The organism is Gracilibacillus marinus (assembly GCF_042651725.1).
GTDB lineage: Bacteria > Bacillota > Bacilli > Bacillales > Amphibacillaceae > Gracilibacillus > Gracilibacillus marinus.
In genome coordinates this window covers 24713-42217 of record NZ_JBHSDV010000002.1, presented here as the reverse complement: position 1 = coordinate 42217, position 17505 = coordinate 24713, and the positions used below count along the sequence as shown (strand labels likewise).

Below are 17505 nucleotides of genomic sequence, written 5' to 3'. Positions count from 1 at the left end.
CTATTTCCATAGTAAATTAAGAGATTGTAGGTGAAAGGTAATGGCAATAGAAGAACAAAAAGTAGAACAAGCATATGATGCCGATCAGATACAAGTATTAGAAGGATTAGAAGCAGTAAGAAAAAGACCGGGTATGTATATAGGATCAACAAATGAAAAAGGGTTACACCATTTAGTATGGGAAATTGTCGATAACAGTATTGATGAAGCATTAGCAGGCTACTGTGATCATATTGAAGTATACATTGAAGAAGATAATAGCATTACCGTTGTGGATAATGGTCGTGGAATTCCAGTTAGTATTCAGAAAAAGACTGGTCGTCCAGCTGTCGAAGTCATTATGACAGTACTCCATGCTGGTGGTAAGTTTGGTGGTGGAGGTTACAAAGTTTCAGGTGGTCTACATGGTGTAGGTGCTTCTGTTGTAAATGCGCTATCTACTGAATTAGAAGTGTATGTGCATCGTGATGGTGAAATTCATCATATTAGCTTTAATAGAGGAAAGCCTAACAATGATTTATCCGTAGTTGGTCAAACAGACATAACAGGTACACGCACGCATTTTAAGCCAGATCCGGAGATTTTTACAGAAACAATCGAATATAATTTCGATACATTAGCAACACGTTTAAGAGAACTTGCCTTCTTAAATAAAGGATTAACTATCTCTATTGAAGATAAGAGAAATCCAGAAAAAGAACGCGAGACGTATTACTATGAAGGCGGAATTAAATCATATGTAGAGCATTTAAATCGAACAAAAGAAGTGTTGCATGAACCATTCTATGCGGAAAAAGAAGAAGATAATATCCAAGTAGAAGTAGCACTGCAATACAATGATGGCTTTGCTAGTAATATTTATTCTTTCGCGAACAATATTAATACACATGAAGGTGGGACGCATGAATCTGGTTTTAAAACAGGTCTTACGCGTGTCATTAATGATTATGCTAGAAAAAATAATCTATTTAAAGAAAATGATCCGAATCTAACAGGCGATGATGTACGAGAAGGATTAACTGCGATTATTTCCATCAAGCATCCTGATCCTCAATTTGAAGGACAGACAAAGACCAAATTAGGAAATTCAGAAGCTAGAACAATTACAGATGCTGCCTTTAGTGAACTATTCTCAAAATTTCTATTTGAAAATCCAAATACAGCACGAATTATTGTGGATAAAGGACTAATGGCATCACGAGCTAGAATTGCAGCGAAGAAAGCGAGAGAACTGACACGTAGAAAAGGCGCATTGGAAATCTCTAATCTACCAGGTAAGTTAGCGGACTGTTCTTCTAAAGACGCAACAATTAGCGAATTGTACATTGTAGAGGGTGACTCTGCAGGTGGGTCGGCTAAACAAGGTCGTGATCGTCACTTCCAAGCTATTTTGCCACTTCGAGGAAAAATTTTGAATGTAGAGAAAGCAAGACTTGATAAAATATTGTCGAATAATGAAATTCGAACAATTATTACAGCACTTGGTACAGGAATTGCAGAAGATTTTGAAATTGAAAAAGCAAGGTACCACAAAATCATTATTATGACAGATGCAGATGTTGATGGTGCACACATCCGCACATTATTATTAACATTCTTCTATCGTTATATGAAACCATTAATTGATTATGGATATATATATATTGCACAACCACCACTCTATCAAGTAAAACAAGGAAAATCTGTGCACTATACGTATAATGACAAAGAATTAGATATATTACTGAAAGAATTACCAGCACAACCTAAGCCAGGCTTGCAACGATATAAAGGTCTTGGAGAAATGAATGCAGAACAACTTTGGGACACAACAATGGATCCAGATACGAGAACATTGTTACAAGTAAGTTTAGAAGATGCGATTGAAGCAGATCATGTATTTGATATGTTAATGGGCGATAAAGTAGAGCCAAGACGTAATTTCATTCAAGATAATGCTATATATGTAAAAAACTTAGATATATAGTCGCTAATTTAGTGACAATCATTGCAGGATATACTGTAATGAATAGGAGGTAATATACATGGTGGATCACAACCGTCCACAAGTTTTAGAAGTCAATATAGGGCAAGAGATGCGTACATCATTTCTAGATTATGCAATGAGTGTTATCGTATCCCGTGCATTACCAGATGTAAGAGATGGACTGAAACCAGTTCATCGTAGAATACTTTATGCATTAAATGATCAAGGTATGCATGCAGATAAAGCATACAAGAAGTCTGCACGTATTGTTGGAGACGTTATTGGTAAATATCACCCGCACGGTGATTCTGCTGTGTATGATGCGATGGTGAGAATGGCGCAAGATTTTAGTTACCGTTATATGCTAGTAGATGGACATGGTAACTTCGGTTCTGTTGATGGGGATCCACCTGCAGCAATGCGTTATACAGAAGCAAGAATGTCAAAAATCTCGATGGAAATGTTACGTGACATTAATAAAAATACAATTGATTACCAAGATAACTATGATGGTTCAGAGAGAGAACCAAAAGTGTTGCCAGCTAAGTTTCCTAACTTATTAGTCAATGGAGCATCAGGTATTGCTGTAGGGATGGCAACAAATATCCCTCCACACCAATTAGGCGAGACCATTGATGCAATCTTAGCAATTAGTCATAACCCTGATATTACGATAGCTGAATTAATGGAAGAGCACATTTTTGGACCTGATTTCCCTACTGCTGGCCAAATACTAGGACGAAGCGGAATTAGACGAGCATATGAAACCGGTAAAGGTTCCATTACTATTCGCTCAAAAACAGTTATTGAAGAAATGTCTAATGGAAAACCAAGAATTATTGTGACAGAATTGCCATACCAAGTAAATAAGGCAAAATTAATCGAAAAAATTGCAGATTTAGCTCGTGATAAACGCATTGAAGGTATTACAGATTTGCGTGATGAATCTGACCGTACTGGAATGCGTATGGTTATTGAATTGCGCCGCGATGCCAATCCAAATGTCGTATTAAATAATTTATACAAACAAACGTCTCTTCAAACTTCTTTTGGTATTAATATGTTGGCATTGGTTGATGGACAACCGAAAGTCCTCAATTTAAAACAATGTTTAGTGTATTATTTAGAGCATCAAAAGGAAATTATTACAAGAAGAACACAATTTGATTTAAATAAAGCAGAAGCACGTGCGCATATTTTAGAAGGGTTACGTATCGCATTAGACCATATTGATGCAATTATTGCACTTATTCGTGGATCCCAAACAACAGAGATTGCTCGCGAAGGATTAATGAATGAATTCAAATTATCTGAAAAGCAAGCACAAGCTATTTTAGATATGCGTTTGCAACGACTTACAGGTTTAGAACGTGAGAAGATTGAAGATGAGTATAATCAGATTATGGCACTTATTGAGGAATTAAGAGCAATCTTAGCAGATGAAGAAAAAATCTTAGAAATTATTCGTGAAGAATTAATTGAAATAAAAGAAAAGTACAATGATGAACGCCGTACAGAGATTGCTAGCGGTGGATTAGAAATGATTGAAGATGAAGATTTAATTCCAGAAGAGAATATTGTCATCTCTCTAACACATAAAGGCTATATTAAACGATTACCAGCATCTACTTATCGCGCACAACGACGTGGTGGTAGAGGAATTCAAGGTATGGGTACAAACGAAGATGACTTTGTTGAACATTTAGTATCTTGTTCCACACATGACACCATCCTTTTCTTTACAAATAAAGGGAAAGTATATCGATCAAAAGGGTATGAGATTCCAGAATTCAACCGTACAGCAAAAGGAATTCCGATTATTAACTTGTTAGAAGTAGAGCAAGGAGAATGGATTAATGCTGTTATTGCTGTGAATGAGTTTAAAGAAGACTGGTACTTATTCTTTACAACGAAATACGGCGTATCCAAGCGTACTACGTTGTCTCAATTTGCAAATATCCGTAAAGGTGGATTAATTGCATTAAATCTAAGAGAAGATGATGAGCTAATCTCAGTAAGATTAACAGATGGCACAAAAGACATCTTAATTGGAACAAGAGATGGCTATGTGATTCGTTTTGAAGAAGAACAAATACGATCTATGGGAAGAACTGCAGCTGGTGTGAAGGGGATCTCTTTACGCGAAGGCGATGAAGTTGTTTCAATGGAGATTATTAATGAGAATGACTATATTCTCAATGTAACAGAGAATGGATACGGGAAACGTACGGTAGAAGGAGAATACCGCCGCACCAATCGTGGTGGAAAAGGTATCTATACATGTAACGTAACAGAAAAAACAGGTAGAGTTATTGCTGTGAAGACGGTAACTGGAGAAGAAGATATTATGATTATGACAATCTCCGGTGTATTGATTCGAATGGAAGCAGAGGGTATTTCTACAACAGGACGTAATACACAAGGTGTTCGATTAATTCGTCTACAAGATGAAGAAAAAGTGGCAACAGTTGCAAAAATCGATCCTGAAGAAGAACAAGAGGAACAAGGCGAGGAAGAAAATAACGAATAGGGGTGTGATCTCTTATGCAGGTACATCCAAATCAATTAGTGCCAGGGTGTATATTATTAAAACCTGTTCAAGGTAAATCCACACATCCAATTATGCCAAATCATACGATTATCGAAGAGAAACACATCGAAGTCTTACTCCATTTTGGTATTGAAAAGATTGAAGTGTCTGAACATCTTGCTTCAGGCACTCCTTTCCAACCAAAAGAGATGGGCAAAAAAGTAGATAAAGAAACGTTAACTAGTCAAGAAATGACAGAGAATTTCGAGACAATGTATACACATGTTGTGGCAGAATTTAAGAAGATTTTTTTGAAATGGCAGAGTGGGGCACAAGTAAATATCTTTGAACTTAGAAAACTGATGGAACCGATTTATAAAAGCACGGATACTATGCAATTAGATTTATTTTTGTTACATAAATATGCATCAAAAGAAGACTATTTCTATCATCACTGTATAGCAGTTTCCCTAATCAGTGCCTATTTAGCAAAAAAAATAGGGTATACAAAAGAATGGATTCAAATTGGATTAGCGGGGTTATTAGCTGATAGTGGAATGTCTAAATTAGACCAATCTATTATGCAAAAGGAAAATAGTCTATCAATAAGAGAATATGATGAGATAAAGAAGCATCCTACTTATTCGTATCGTATGGTAGAACATACATCAGGTTTAACAAAAGAAGTGAAATTAAGCATTTTGCAGCATCATGAGCGTTTAGATGGAAGTGGCTATCCATTAGGTGTCAAAGAGGACAAAATTCACCCATTCGCCAAAATTATCGCTATTAGCGATACATATCATGCGATGACATCTGAACGGTATTATCGCGAAAAGCAATCCCCGTTTAAAGTAATCGAACAAATGTTAATATTAGCATATACAAAATTTGATTATGTCTATTTACAAACATTTGCTCAAACACTATTAAATTATGCAATAGGAACAAAAGTATTGCTGTCGAATGGACAAGAAGCTGTGATTGTTTATGCCAAAACAGAGACACCGATTCGCCCAATCATTCGCATAATCGAAACAGATGAGATTATTGCATTAAAAGACAAACCAACATTGTTCATTGAAAATATTATTGAAAGTAAAAAATAGAATAACGAAGTGGTAGAGTTTCCCTTTTTGTGAATAAGTGTGCATCATTAGGGGAACTCTTTTCTATATTCTAGAAAAATTATCTAGTATATGTAACCTCTTTCATTATTGATTTTAGTATCATCCATATTTCAAGCGTTATTTTTATAAGAAAAAAAGGTTGAAAATCACGTAAACATATCGTATTGTAAATAACAATAGTTATGTATACACCCCCTGTTTGCTCTTGTATCATGGTGTCATTGGGCATCTAAATAATGGACAATTATGTCATGGTAAAAATAGAAGCAATCAAAAGTGTTTCAAATAATAAAACACCTCACTAAAGATGAAAAGCATTCCAACTATATCTAATATATTTTATAAAGGAGGACTATTTGTGAGAGAAGACAAATTTGTAAAAGAAGGTTTAACATTTGATGATGTATTATTAGTTCCTGCTGAGTCTAACGTATTACCAAGGGACGTGTCTGTTGCAACAAAATTATCAGAGAATATTACATTAAATATTCCTTTTATAAGTGCTGGGATGGACACAGTAACAGAAGCAAAAATGGCTATTTCTATGGCCCGCCAAGGTGGTATAGGTGTCATTCACAAAAATATGTCCATTGAGGAACAAGCAGAGCAAGTGGACCGCGTAAAACGTTCCGAAAGTGGTGTTATCACAAATCCTTTCTTCCTATTACCGGAGCATCAAGTATTCGATGCAGAGCATTTAATGGGTAAATTCCGTATTTCAGGTGTCCCTATTGTAAACAATGAAGAAGAGCAAGTGCTTGTAGGTATTTTGACAAATCGTGATTTGCGTTTTATTGAAGATTACTCTACTAAAATTAAAGATGTAATGACAAGTGAGAATCTAGTGACAGCTCCAGTTGGAACTACACTTGATGAAGCAAGTAAGATTTTGCAACAACACAAAATCGAGAAATTACCATTAGTGGATAACAATAATGTATTAAAAGGCTTAATCACAATTAAAGATATTGAAAAAGTCATTGAATTCCCTAACTCAGCGAAGGACAAGCAAGGTAGATTACTTGTTGGAGCTGCGGTTGGTGTAACAGGAGACTCCATGTTACGTATTGAAAAACTTGTCGAAGCAGGTGTGGATGTCATTGTCATTGATACAGCGCACGGACATTCCCAAGGTGTACTTGAACAAGTGAAGAAAGTCCGTGCAACCTATCCAGAACTAGATATTATTGCAGGGAATGTTGCAACTAAAGAAGCAACGAAAGCATTGATTGAAGCAGGTGCGAATATTATTAAAGTTGGAATTGGACCTGGTTCTATTTGTACAACTCGAGTTGTTGCAGGTGTAGGTGTGCCTCAAATTACTGCGGTAAATGATTGTGCAACAGAAGCAGCTAAATATAACATTCCTGTTATTGCAGATGGTGGAATTAAATATTCTGGTGATATTACAAAAGCCATCGCAGCAGGCGCACATGCAGTGATGTTAGGTAGTCTATTTGCAGGTGTGACAGAAAGCCCTGGTGAAACGGAAATATACCAAGGCCGTCGCTATAAAGTGTATCGTGGTATGGGATCTATTACATCAATGAAATCAGGATCAAAAGACCGTTATTTCCAAGATTCTGATGAAACAAAGAAATTAGTGCCAGAAGGAATTGAAGGACGTGTCGCATACAAAGGACCACTTGCTGATACGATTCATCAATTACTTGGTGGATTACGTTCAGGAATGGGTTACTGTGGTACGAAGGATATCGAAGCATTACGTAATGATGCACGATTCATTCGCATGACAGGTGCAGGTCTTAGAGAAAGCCATCCACATGATGTACAAATAACAAAGGAATCACCAAATTATTCCGTTTCATAAGTTATCTAGTTCAGAGACGTTTTAGTGATTCATGCTTAATTTGAACCAAATAATGTAGCATCCAACTCTATATTGTCTTATCTTGTTAGAAAAACTTGGAGAAATCCAAGTTTTTTCTCACTTACACAATGTATTCTACTTGTATATAAAAATGATGAAATACGAATAGTTATATTGAGTTATTTTTTATTTGCATGAGATATGATAGAATATTTTCGTGTAAAAAAATCTTGGAGGTTAAAGTTTTGAAACATATTGTAAGTAAATTAACAGTTGTAATGATGATAACGGTTTTATTCCTTGCATCATTCACTATGCAGCCAAATGTAGTAAAAGCGAACAGTAATTTTGATGTAAGTGCTGAATCTGCTATTGTAGTAGATGCAAAAACAGGTAAAATCTTATTTGAGAAACAAGCAGATGTAGCATTACCTCCTGCTAGTATGACAAAAATGATGACAGAATACCTCGTATTAGAAGCAATTAATAATGGCGACATTAGTTGGGACACGACAACACAGATAAGCGATTATCCTTATAGTATTTCAGCAAACCCTACCTTCTCTGGTATCGGTTTGATTCAAGATAAAGCATATACTGTACGTCAATTGTATGAAGGAATGGCGATTATTTCAGATAATGCGACAACTATTGCATTAGCAGAATTAATCGCAGGTTCTGAAGGCGAATTTGTCAAAATGATGAATGCAAAGGCAGAAGAAATGGGATTACCTGAGTACAAATTTGTCAATGCTTCGGGATTATCTAATGAAGATTTAGGAGAGAACTACCCTGAAGGAACACAACCTACAGATGATAACTTATTATCTGCAAGATCTGCTGCATTATTGGCATATCACTTAATTAATGATTATCCTGAAGTATTAGATTTCTCTAGCAAAATGCGCTCACAACTAGATGACCAACCATTAGAGAATTTAAACTGGATGTTACCATGGGAAGACAATAACTTTGCACAATTCGGTTATGAAGGTGTGGATGGTCTCAAAACAGGCTTTACGACAGAAGCGGGTTATTGCTTTACAGGTACTGCGATGCAAGGAGACAGACGTGTGATTACAGTTGTCATGAAGACAAATAGTAAAGAGCAACGTTTTATTGAAACGAAGAAATTAATGGAATATGGTTTTAGCCAGTTTAGCCAAGTAGAGCTATTTAAAGCAGGGCACCAAATTAAAGACCAATCTACATTAGAAGTGGCTAAAGGAAAAGAAGAAACAGTTGAAGTGGAAGCAAGTGATGCTTTAACAGCAATGATTAAAACAGGCGAAGAAGACTTATATACAGTAGAATATAAGCTAGATGAGAAAGTACTAAATAAAGATGGGAAACTCACAGCACCAATAAAAAAGGGTGAGAAAATTGGTGAAGTTGTATTAAACTATAGTGGTGAAGGACCGAATACGTATTTAAATGGTATTGGATCACAGCAAACGGTAGACTTAGTTGCAAGCACATCTGTAGAGAAAGCAAATTGGTTCGTTTTATCTATGCGTGCAATTGGCGATTTCTTCGGAAACGTATTTTCTTCCATAGATGACTTTGTAACAGGACTATTTTAATATAGCTGGTTAAAACAAATAAGTAATTTATCATCCAATTCCAATATAAGCACTTGGCATTTGTTGAATTTTTGTTATATAATGTATAAGTATATTAAGATAACGTTAGAGTAATGTGTGAATTCATATATTTTAGGAGGAAACGAGAATGTCAAAAGTAGGTACAGATAGAGTAAAAAGAGGTATGGCAGAAATGCAAAAAGGCGGCGTGATTATGGACGTTGTCAATGCGGAACAAGCAAAAATAGCTGAAGAAGCTGGTGCGGTTGCTGTAATGGCATTGGAACGTGTACCATCAGATATCCGTGCAGCAGGTGGAGTTGCTCGTATGGCAGATCCAACAATCGTAGAAGAAGTTATGAATGCAGTGTCTATCCCTGTAATGGCAAAAGCTCGTATTGGGCACATTGTTGAAGCACGTGTACTTGAAGCAATGGGTGTAGATTACATTGATGAGAGTGAAGTATTGACTCCAGCTGATGAAGTTTTCCACTTAAACAAAAGAGATTACACAGTGCCATTCGTATGTGGTTGCCGTAACTTAGGAGAAGCTGCTCGCCGTATCGGTGAAGGTACAGCAATGCTTCGTACGAAAGGTGAACCAGGAACAGGAAATATCGTAGAAGCAGTTCGTCATATGCGTGAAGTAAATGCTCAAGTACGTACATTAGTGAATATGTCTGTAGACGAAGTAATGACATATGCAAAAGAACTAGGTGCGCCATATGAAGTATTATTAGATATTAGAGAAAACGGACGCTTACCAGTAGTTAACTTCGCTGCAGGTGGTATTGCAACACCAGCTGATGCTGCACTAATGATGCAATTAGGAGCAGATGGTGTCTTTGTTGGATCAGGTATTTTCAAATCAGATAATCCTGCTAAATTTGCAAGAGCGATTGTAGAAGCTACAACACATTACGAAGATTATGAATTAATTGCAAAAGTATCTAAAGGAATTGGTACAGCAATGAAAGGTTTAGAAATTAGTACAATTGCTCCAGAACAACGTATGCAAGACCGCGGTTGGTAAGAGCAAAAGGAGTAATGGCAAATGGTTAGAGTAGGTGTATTAGGATTACAAGGTGCTGTTCGAGAACATATTCGTTCGATTGAAGCTTCTGGTGCAGAAGGTGTCATTATTAAGCATAAAGAACAATTGGATGACATTGATGGATTAATCTTGCCTGGTGGTGAGAGTACAACAATGAGACGCTTAATTGATAAATATGACTTTCTAGAGCCATTGAAACAATTCGGTAATAGCGGAAAACCAATTTTCGGTACATGTGCTGGACTCATATTGTTAGCAAGTGAAATTGTTGGACAAGAACAAGCACATCTTGGTTTAATAGATATGAAGGTAGAACGAAATGCATTTGGGCGCCAAAAAGACTCATTTGAAGTGGAGATTCCGATTAAAGGTGTAGCAGATGACTTTGAAGCAGTTTTTATTCGTGCACCATATATTGTAGAAGTCGGACCAAATGTTGAAGTCATTGCAACATATAAGGACAAAATTGTCGCAGCACAACAAGGTCATTATTTATGCAGTGCCTTTCATCCAGAGCTAACAGACGATCATCGTCTAACAGGCTATTTTATTAAAATGATTGAAGAAGCAAATCAACATGTAGTGATGAATGAAGGATAAATAGAAAGCGATGAAGGGAACTAGTAACCATGTTTCTTTTTGTAGAGAGTCAGTGGCTGGTGTGAACTGATAAAAGACCATGGTGAATCCATCCTTGAGTGATAGATGGAAATACAGTACATCTATCCGGTTATAAGAGCCGTTATTTTCTAATCAAGCTGGAAGGCGTTTGTCTTCAATCAGGGTGGTATCGCGGGAATAACTCTCGTCCCTATTTTTATTAGTAGGGGCGGGAGTTTTTTCTATGCTATTTAAGTTCATAATAAATTATAGGAGGTAATCGATATGTTAGATATGAAAGTATTGCGTAATAATTTAGCAGAGGTAAAAAGTAAGTTACAACATCGTGGAGAGGATTTAACAGATTTAGATAACTTTATCAATTTGGATACACGTAGAAGAGAATTAATTGCAGAAGCAGAGCAGTTAAAAGCAAAGCGTAATGATGTATCAAAGGAAATATCTTTATTAAAGAAAGAAAAGAAAGATGCCGGAGATTTAATAGCAGAAATGAAAACAGTCGGCGAACAAATTAAGGCAATGGATCAAGAGCTGAAACAAGTGGAAGAAGAGTTAGAAGTATTAATGTTATCTATTCCAAATATCCCTCATGAATCTACACCTATTGGCGAAACAGAGGATGATAATGTAGAAGTAAGAAAATGGGGAGAACTACCTGACTTTCCATTTGCATATAAAGCGCATTGGGATATTGCTACAGAGCTAGGAATTCTTGATTTTGAGAAGGCAGCAAAAGTGACAGGTAGTCGATTTGTTTTTTATAAAGGATTAGGCGCAAGATTAGAAAGAGCATTGATGAATTTTATGATGGATTTGCATGCAGATGAGCATGGTTATACAGAAATGTTACCACCATATATGGTAAACCGCCAAAGCATGACAGGAACAGGCCAATTACCGAAATTTGAAGAAGATGCGTTCAAATTAGAGGAATGGGATTATTTCTTAGTTCCAACTGCAGAGGTTCCTGTTACTAATTATTATCGTGATGATATTTTAAAAGGGGAAGACCTTCCACAGAAGTTCACTGCATTCAGTGCATGTTTCCGTTCTGAAGCAGGTTCAGCTGGGCGTGATACAAGGGGACTTATCCGTCAACACCAATTTAACAAAGTAGAGCTAGTACAATTTGTAAAACCAGAAGAATCTTATCAAGTATTAGAAGAATTAACAGGACATGCAGAAAAAGTTCTTCAATTATTACAATTGCCATATCGTGTTTTAAGTATGTGTACAGCAGATTTAGGCTTTACGGCTGCTAAGAAATATGACATTGAGGTATGGATGCCAAGTAACGAAACCTATCGTGAAATCTCTTCTTGTTCTAATTTCGAAGATTTCCAAGCTCGTCGTGCAGGGATTAAGTTCCGCCGTGAGGAAAAGGGAAAACCTGAATTTGTGCATACATTAAATGGTTCTGGTCTAGCAATAGGTCGAACAGTTGCAGCGATTCTTGAAAATTACCAACAAGAAGACGGTACAGTAAAAGTACCAGATGTATTAGTACCATATATGGGTGGGAAAACGGTTATAGGATAAGTAATGTAGAGGATAAGTGATTAAAGCTTATCCTCTTCTTCTTGACAATATCTCTTCTTTTTGATATATTATAACCTGTCTTTAGATACGGAGGAGTACCCAAGTTCGGCTGAAGGGATCGGTCTTGAAAACCGACAGGGGCTTCACGGCTCGCGGGGGTTCGAATCCCTCCTCCTCCGCCATTATATTTCAAAAATGAACTGAATAGATATGATACTGTTTTTTGCCTACAGTATACACGAGGAATTGCTATACATACCGTATAACAATTTTTTTTTATTTCTAAATCCTTTATACTAATAAGTAAAGAAAGAATTCTATCGTAAAGGATGAAGGATATGCTGAAACAGACGATAACATTTTTAGGTGCTGGCTCCATGGCAGAGGCAATTATTTCTGGAATGTGTGTAAATAAAATTGTTCCAAGAGAGCAAATCATTGCAACGAATCATTCCAATAAAGAGCGATTAATGGAATTGGAGCAAAAGTATCAGATACATACAACGCAAAATAAACATGATGCAATTCGCCAAAGTGATCTGATTATTCTCGCAATGAAACCAAAAGATATCAAAAAGGCAACAGATGAGATAAAAGAGATGCTTCATCAAGACCAAATTATTATTTCTTTATTAGCAGGAATTTCTACATCTTTTATAGAGAATGCTCTTGAAACTTCGAATTCGGTTATCCGTGTGATGCCAAATACATCTGCAATGATTGGACAATCTGCTACAACCATTGCTGGTGGAGCGCATACAACGAAAGAACAATTACAACTTGTAGAGCAATTGATGCAAGCAGTAGGGACAACGACAATAATTAAAGAAGAAGAGATGGATGCATACACTGCACTAGCGGGTAGCGGTCCAGCATTTTATTACTATATGGTAGAAGCAATGGAACAATTCGTAGTAGAGAAAGGGTTAGATCAAGAAACATCCAAAGCATTACTTGTCCAAACATTAAAAGGTGTCACAGAAATGTTAGCACAAAGCCCAGATTCACCAAAAGCACTCCGTGAAAAAATCACAAGCAAAGGTGGTACAACAGAGGCAGGCTTGAAAGAATTAGAAGCATACCAATTCCAACAAGCAGTAATCTCCTGTTTAGAAAAAGCAACAGAAAAATCCAACCAATTAAGAAAGACAATAGAAAGGTAACACCAAAAGCGAAAGCGCCCGGTAAGAAACGTAGTGACTGGAACACATCAACAGAAATAAAGGAAAGGAAGCGAGTTGCTTGCCTTTCCATTTTTCTATTATTATACTAATTAGATTAGAGAAAATAACATGGCCCTATAGCTCAGTGGATAGAGCGTTTGTTTCCTAAACAATGCGTCGCAGGTTCAATTCCTGCTAGGGCCTTTAATTAGCGATATATCAACGGTTACAGGCGTTAAGCCTACCGGATAGCTAAACGTATAGCACACTGTTTTATAGCGATATTTTGAGAAGCTTTCTTCTCGTTTATTTACGTATTTATTACGTATCTAATCGGGAGGGAGGCTTTTTTTGTTGCGAAAAGGCAAGAAAATCGTACAACGACGGACAAGTATTAATCCTATCGCAAGCAACGAGGTAACCATGACGCTATCACAGGCGTTTGACTTCGTGTATTCGCAAAAACAATCGGAGGGACTTCGAGAGAAAACCTTACACGGTTATAAGGTACTATATCCGTACTTTACGAAATGGATAGGCGAAACATATCCGGAAGTTACCTGTATTAATCAAGTTACATCGGAATTAGTACGCAACTATATTAATTACTTGCGATTCGACAAAGTGAATCAAAAGACCGGCGAACTAGGATTATCGCCATATTCGATTAACGTAAAAATACGAATGTTGAAGTCGTTCTTTAACGTACTCCATCGTGAGGAAATAATCGAACGCAATCCAATAACCGGAATCAAGTTGTTAAAAGTGGATGAGGACGTATTTCAACCGTTAACCAACGAGGAAATTAAACGGCTATTAAGTACGCCAAATGTTGAGTATTATGCACAATTTCGAGATTTAGTCGCCATGTATTTAATGCTAGATACCGGAATCAGATCGTCAGAATTATTTGCTATGAAAATATCGTACGTGGACTTTAAAAGTCGATGTATTATTCTTTCGGGAACAGTGACGAAGAATCGAAAGCCGAGAGTATTACCGTTATCTAATCAAGTATTACGGTTAGTGATGGAATTAATTCAAGAAGTTAAAACGAACTTTGATACGGAATATTTATTCGTTTCTAATTTTGGCGAAAGATATATGCCGAACAGTTTCCGGAAGAGGTTACACAATTATAAAACTTTGGCTGGAATAGATAAGAGGTTATCTCCGCATTCGTTACGCCATCAGTTCTGCCGTGATTATATTATGAACGGCGGGGACGTGTTCTCTTTACAACGTATAGCCGGACATTCCGACATACAGACAACGAGGAAGTATATTCAATTTACCACCGAGGACATACAACGGAAACATACCGAGTTTAGTCCGATAGCAAGGTTACGAGGTAAGTATCGAAAATAAGACAAAAAAAAAGAAGTACCGGAGAAACCCCGATACAACTTATTGACGTAGGTTTATTATACGACTTTTCGAAAAATTTTACAAGTCCAAAATTGGACAAGTCTATCTATCGAATAGAACGTATGTACGGTTAGTTTCTCCGACTATAATCGGAGGGAATACGCAATGCACTATCACACTATTAATCTATCGGAATTACAACCGTTAGCAACCTTTAAAACTACCGCAGACATGGACGAGGTTATATATAGTTACATAGATATTTTACGCCAGCACAACGAGCCGGAATCGGTCATAGATACGTTATTGTTTTTAGGACGTTCAAGCCTCCGTATAACCGGAATATCTTTCGCCAAGTATCAGACAATAGCCGATAACATAGGCAAATCTAAACGTACTATCATTCGTATTATGAACGTGTTAGAAGGTTACGGAATAATCGAGAAGTTACCGACAACTAAACTATGGCGAGGTAAGAGTCGTAAGAAGTCCGTGAACATTATCCGTATATTACCTATGTCACCGCAACTTGTCACCGCAGATAATGCCGAGGAAGTTACGCCACACAACGAGATAGAAAGCGAAAATACTTCGCAACCAATTCATTATAAGCAATTTATTAATAATTCTATTAATACGTATCTTACAAGCCGTTCAGTAACACCATATACCGCATTTAAAGACGCCATAACAACGTACATAGGTAACGATAATCAATCGACAGTAAGCCGTCTATATGGCGTTTATTTAGGCAACACAAAGCCGTTAAGAAAGACCGAATACTATTCCGGACAAGGACAAGCCGAACTAATGGCTGCAGCTATAACCGCCGTACATGAAACGTTCAAAGCAACTAAACAAAAGAATATCCGCAACCTTGCCGGCTATTTTAACGGAGTGTTATCTAATAAGTTAGACGAGTTGATGGCGGAGGCTATGGCGGTACTGTAAACAGGACACTTTACCGTAGTAAAGCGACATAAGAAGAAACACGGTAATATACGGATATAGTACGTTTATTTACGTTTACATGGGAAATAATCCGATATTTCCCGAGGTTAGTTATCGGAGTAATGAACCGTAAATGGTCCGTAGTGTGTGCGATTATAAGGCTACTATGTGCGATATAGTGCCGTATGGATTGCTAGTACAAGCGATATAGTGCCGTATGGATTGCGATTATACCGGACACCTTGTTCATGACGTACACACTCCGTCAAACTCCAGGGTCAGTGTCGCCAGCACTCCGCAAATGATCAGACGTAAACCTGTACGCCATAAACGGACACTATACACGCATACAAGCGATTAAATGTATGCAAATATACGCTATATACACGATATACCTAGCGAGGTATAGGCGATTAAGAACGTTGATATACCGCCATTTATAGACGGTGTATATATTATGTAAATCGTATATACCCGACAAGGTTATCGGAAACACTCCGTAACCATTGATACGACAATGTTTCGGACAATATTCGATATAGTGTCTAGTTAACATATTAAATGTTATACGAAGTGATTTACGAATACAATATACACGAAATGTATAGTATAGTGTCCGTCATATGCGCACAGATTGCGTACTATGGACGGCTAAAGCGGTAAAGGGGGCGGGGGAGTGGCGGTTATAGCTGCCTGCCGGGTACGTAACAATTTGCTATAAAATTTTATAATCCGCAAGTCAATAGCAACCTATACGCGATCTAAAAAAGCGGACAACCTTCGAAAAGGTATCCGTCAATGTAACGTCGCCTATTAAAATTTTTTCATAGAATTTTTTATAATCCGCAAGGCAATCGGACACGTAAACGGATTAATTTGTACAAGGTACACTAGACCGATTTTCCATTTTAGTATATAATTGCTAAGATTTTAGATTTAGGGGGGATAATGTGAAGAAGTTACTTTTATTATTTATTGCAATTATGACAGTAGGAATATTATCAGCTTGTGGAAATAACACTTCCGAGAACGAAGATATAACAACGGATGATGTAATATCTGCATTTAAGGATGCCGGATTGGAAGTTGGGGAAACTTCAGAAATGACGAAGGATGATTTTGGACTAGGTCCAATGAAATCAGAAGAAGGTATTCGATTTTTAATTCCATCTTTAGGAGAAAATAATGGAGGAAGAATCCTTACTTACAAAAATGAATCAGACTTAGACGAGATGAAGGAATATTACGATAGCTTAGGCGAAGAAAGTGCTATGTTCTTTTCCTGGACGATTAAACATAAAAACGTATTAGTGCAAATTAATGGAGATTTACCCGAGGAAAAATATGAGGAATACAAAAAGGCTTTAGAAAGTTTATAAAGTAGATTAAAGAGGACGCATTAAGTTGCGTCTTCTTTTTTATTATCTTCGTCAGTTAACGTCAATAAGTCGCTAACTTCTATATTAAGTGTAGTACAGACCTTCTCAATCGTATCTTTAGCGTATTGCCTCGTTCTGTTATCACATAACTTTCGGATAGTCTCGAATGTTATATCACTTTGTCGAGAAAATTCACGCATTGATAGTTTTCTTTCTTCTAATATTCGCTTTAGGTTACATTGTAATATCATTGTTTATCCCACTTCCGTAAAGTTGTAAAAAACTACTGTGTTTACGAAAATTATAACATAATTTATAAGAAATTTTATAAACACTATTGACTTTATTTTAAAGTCGATATAATATGTACTTAAGACTTTAAAATGAAGT

The 17505-nt window shown here is 36.7% G+C and carries 13 protein-coding genes, 2 tRNA genes and 1 other annotated feature; of the genes, 14 read left to right on the top strand and 1 reads right to left on the bottom strand.

Translation table 11 applies throughout. From position 1 onward, the window contains the following. Positions 1-40: 40 nt before the first annotated feature. The 14 genes from gyrB (at position 41) to ACFOZ1_RS08020 (ending at position 17115) form a co-directional block, all read left to right on the top strand. Entirely contained in the window at positions 41-1966 is a 1926-nt protein-coding gene (gene gyrB / locus ACFOZ1_RS08085) for a DNA topoisomerase (ATP-hydrolyzing) subunit B (RefSeq protein WP_390198251.1), read from the top strand. Positions 1967-2024: 58 nt separating this feature from the next. Beyond that, positions 2025-4496 (top strand): DNA gyrase subunit A, encoded by a 2472-nt coding sequence (gene gyrA / locus ACFOZ1_RS08080; RefSeq protein ID WP_390198249.1) that lies wholly within the window; start codon positions 2025-2027, stop codon positions 4494-4496. 14 nt (positions 4497-4510) lie between these two features. Beyond that, the gene (locus ACFOZ1_RS08075) at positions 4511-5605 is read left to right on the top strand and encodes an HD-GYP domain-containing protein (RefSeq protein WP_390198247.1); all 1095 of its coding nucleotides are present in this window, start codon (positions 4511-4513) and stop codon (positions 5603-5605) included. Between the two features lie 379 nt (positions 5606-5984). Continuing rightward, complete coding sequence (gene guaB, locus ACFOZ1_RS08070) at positions 5985-7457, top strand: IMP dehydrogenase (protein ID WP_390198245.1); 1473 nt, start codon at positions 5985-5987, stop codon at positions 7455-7457. A 245-nt stretch (positions 7458-7702) separates the two neighbouring features. Then, a complete protein-coding gene (locus tag ACFOZ1_RS08065) occupies positions 7703-9040 on the top strand; it encodes a serine hydrolase (protein WP_390198243.1) in 1338 nt (445 codons plus the stop codon). Positions 9041-9188: 148 nt separating this feature from the next. After that, positions 9189-10073: a pyridoxal 5'-phosphate synthase lyase subunit PdxS gene (gene pdxS / locus ACFOZ1_RS08060; protein WP_390198241.1), complete on the top strand. Its 885-nt coding sequence runs from the start codon at positions 9189-9191 to the stop codon at positions 10071-10073. A gap of 21 nt (positions 10074-10094) precedes the next feature. Beyond that, positions 10095-10694, top strand: coding sequence for a pyridoxal 5'-phosphate synthase glutaminase subunit PdxT (pdxT, locus tag ACFOZ1_RS08055; RefSeq protein ID WP_390198238.1), 600 nt, complete (start codon positions 10095-10097; stop codon positions 10692-10694). Between the two features lies 1 nt (position 10695). Beyond that, positions 10696-10910, top strand: a binding site (T-box leader). Between the two features lie 69 nt (positions 10911-10979). Beyond that, the gene (gene serS / locus ACFOZ1_RS08050; RefSeq protein WP_390198235.1) at positions 10980-12254 is read left to right on the top strand and encodes a serine--tRNA ligase; all 1275 of its coding nucleotides are present in this window, start codon (positions 10980-10982) and stop codon (positions 12252-12254) included. 89 nt (positions 12255-12343) lie between these two features. Further along, a tRNA-Ser gene (locus tag ACFOZ1_RS08045) sits at positions 12344-12436 on the top strand. Positions 12437-12592: 156 nt separating this feature from the next. After that, the gene (proC, locus tag ACFOZ1_RS08040) at positions 12593-13417 is read left to right on the top strand and encodes a pyrroline-5-carboxylate reductase (protein ID WP_390198233.1); all 825 of its coding nucleotides are present in this window, start codon (positions 12593-12595) and stop codon (positions 13415-13417) included. Between the two features lie 131 nt (positions 13418-13548). Continuing rightward, positions 13549-13621 (top strand) — tRNA-Arg (locus ACFOZ1_RS08035). A 147-nt stretch (positions 13622-13768) separates the two neighbouring features. Beyond that, entirely contained in the window at positions 13769-14785 is a 1017-nt protein-coding gene (locus ACFOZ1_RS08030) for a tyrosine-type recombinase/integrase (RefSeq protein WP_390198230.1), read from the top strand. Positions 14786-14950: 165 nt separating this feature from the next. Further along, complete coding sequence (locus tag ACFOZ1_RS08025) at positions 14951-15736, top strand: helix-turn-helix domain-containing protein (protein ID WP_390198228.1); 786 nt, start codon at positions 14951-14953, stop codon at positions 15734-15736. Between the two features lie 950 nt (positions 15737-16686). Further along, a complete protein-coding gene (locus ACFOZ1_RS08020; protein WP_390198225.1) occupies positions 16687-17115 on the top strand; it encodes an LptM family lipoprotein in 429 nt (142 codons plus the stop codon). Positions 17116-17135: 20 nt separating this feature from the next. Here the strand turns inward: ACFOZ1_RS08020 and ACFOZ1_RS08015 are convergent, their stop codons facing one another. Then, positions 17136-17366, bottom strand: a complete 231-nt coding sequence (locus tag ACFOZ1_RS08015; RefSeq protein ID WP_390198222.1) for a helix-turn-helix domain-containing protein — start codon at positions 17364-17366, stop codon at positions 17136-17138. Between the last annotated feature and the right edge of the window lie 139 nt (positions 17367-17505).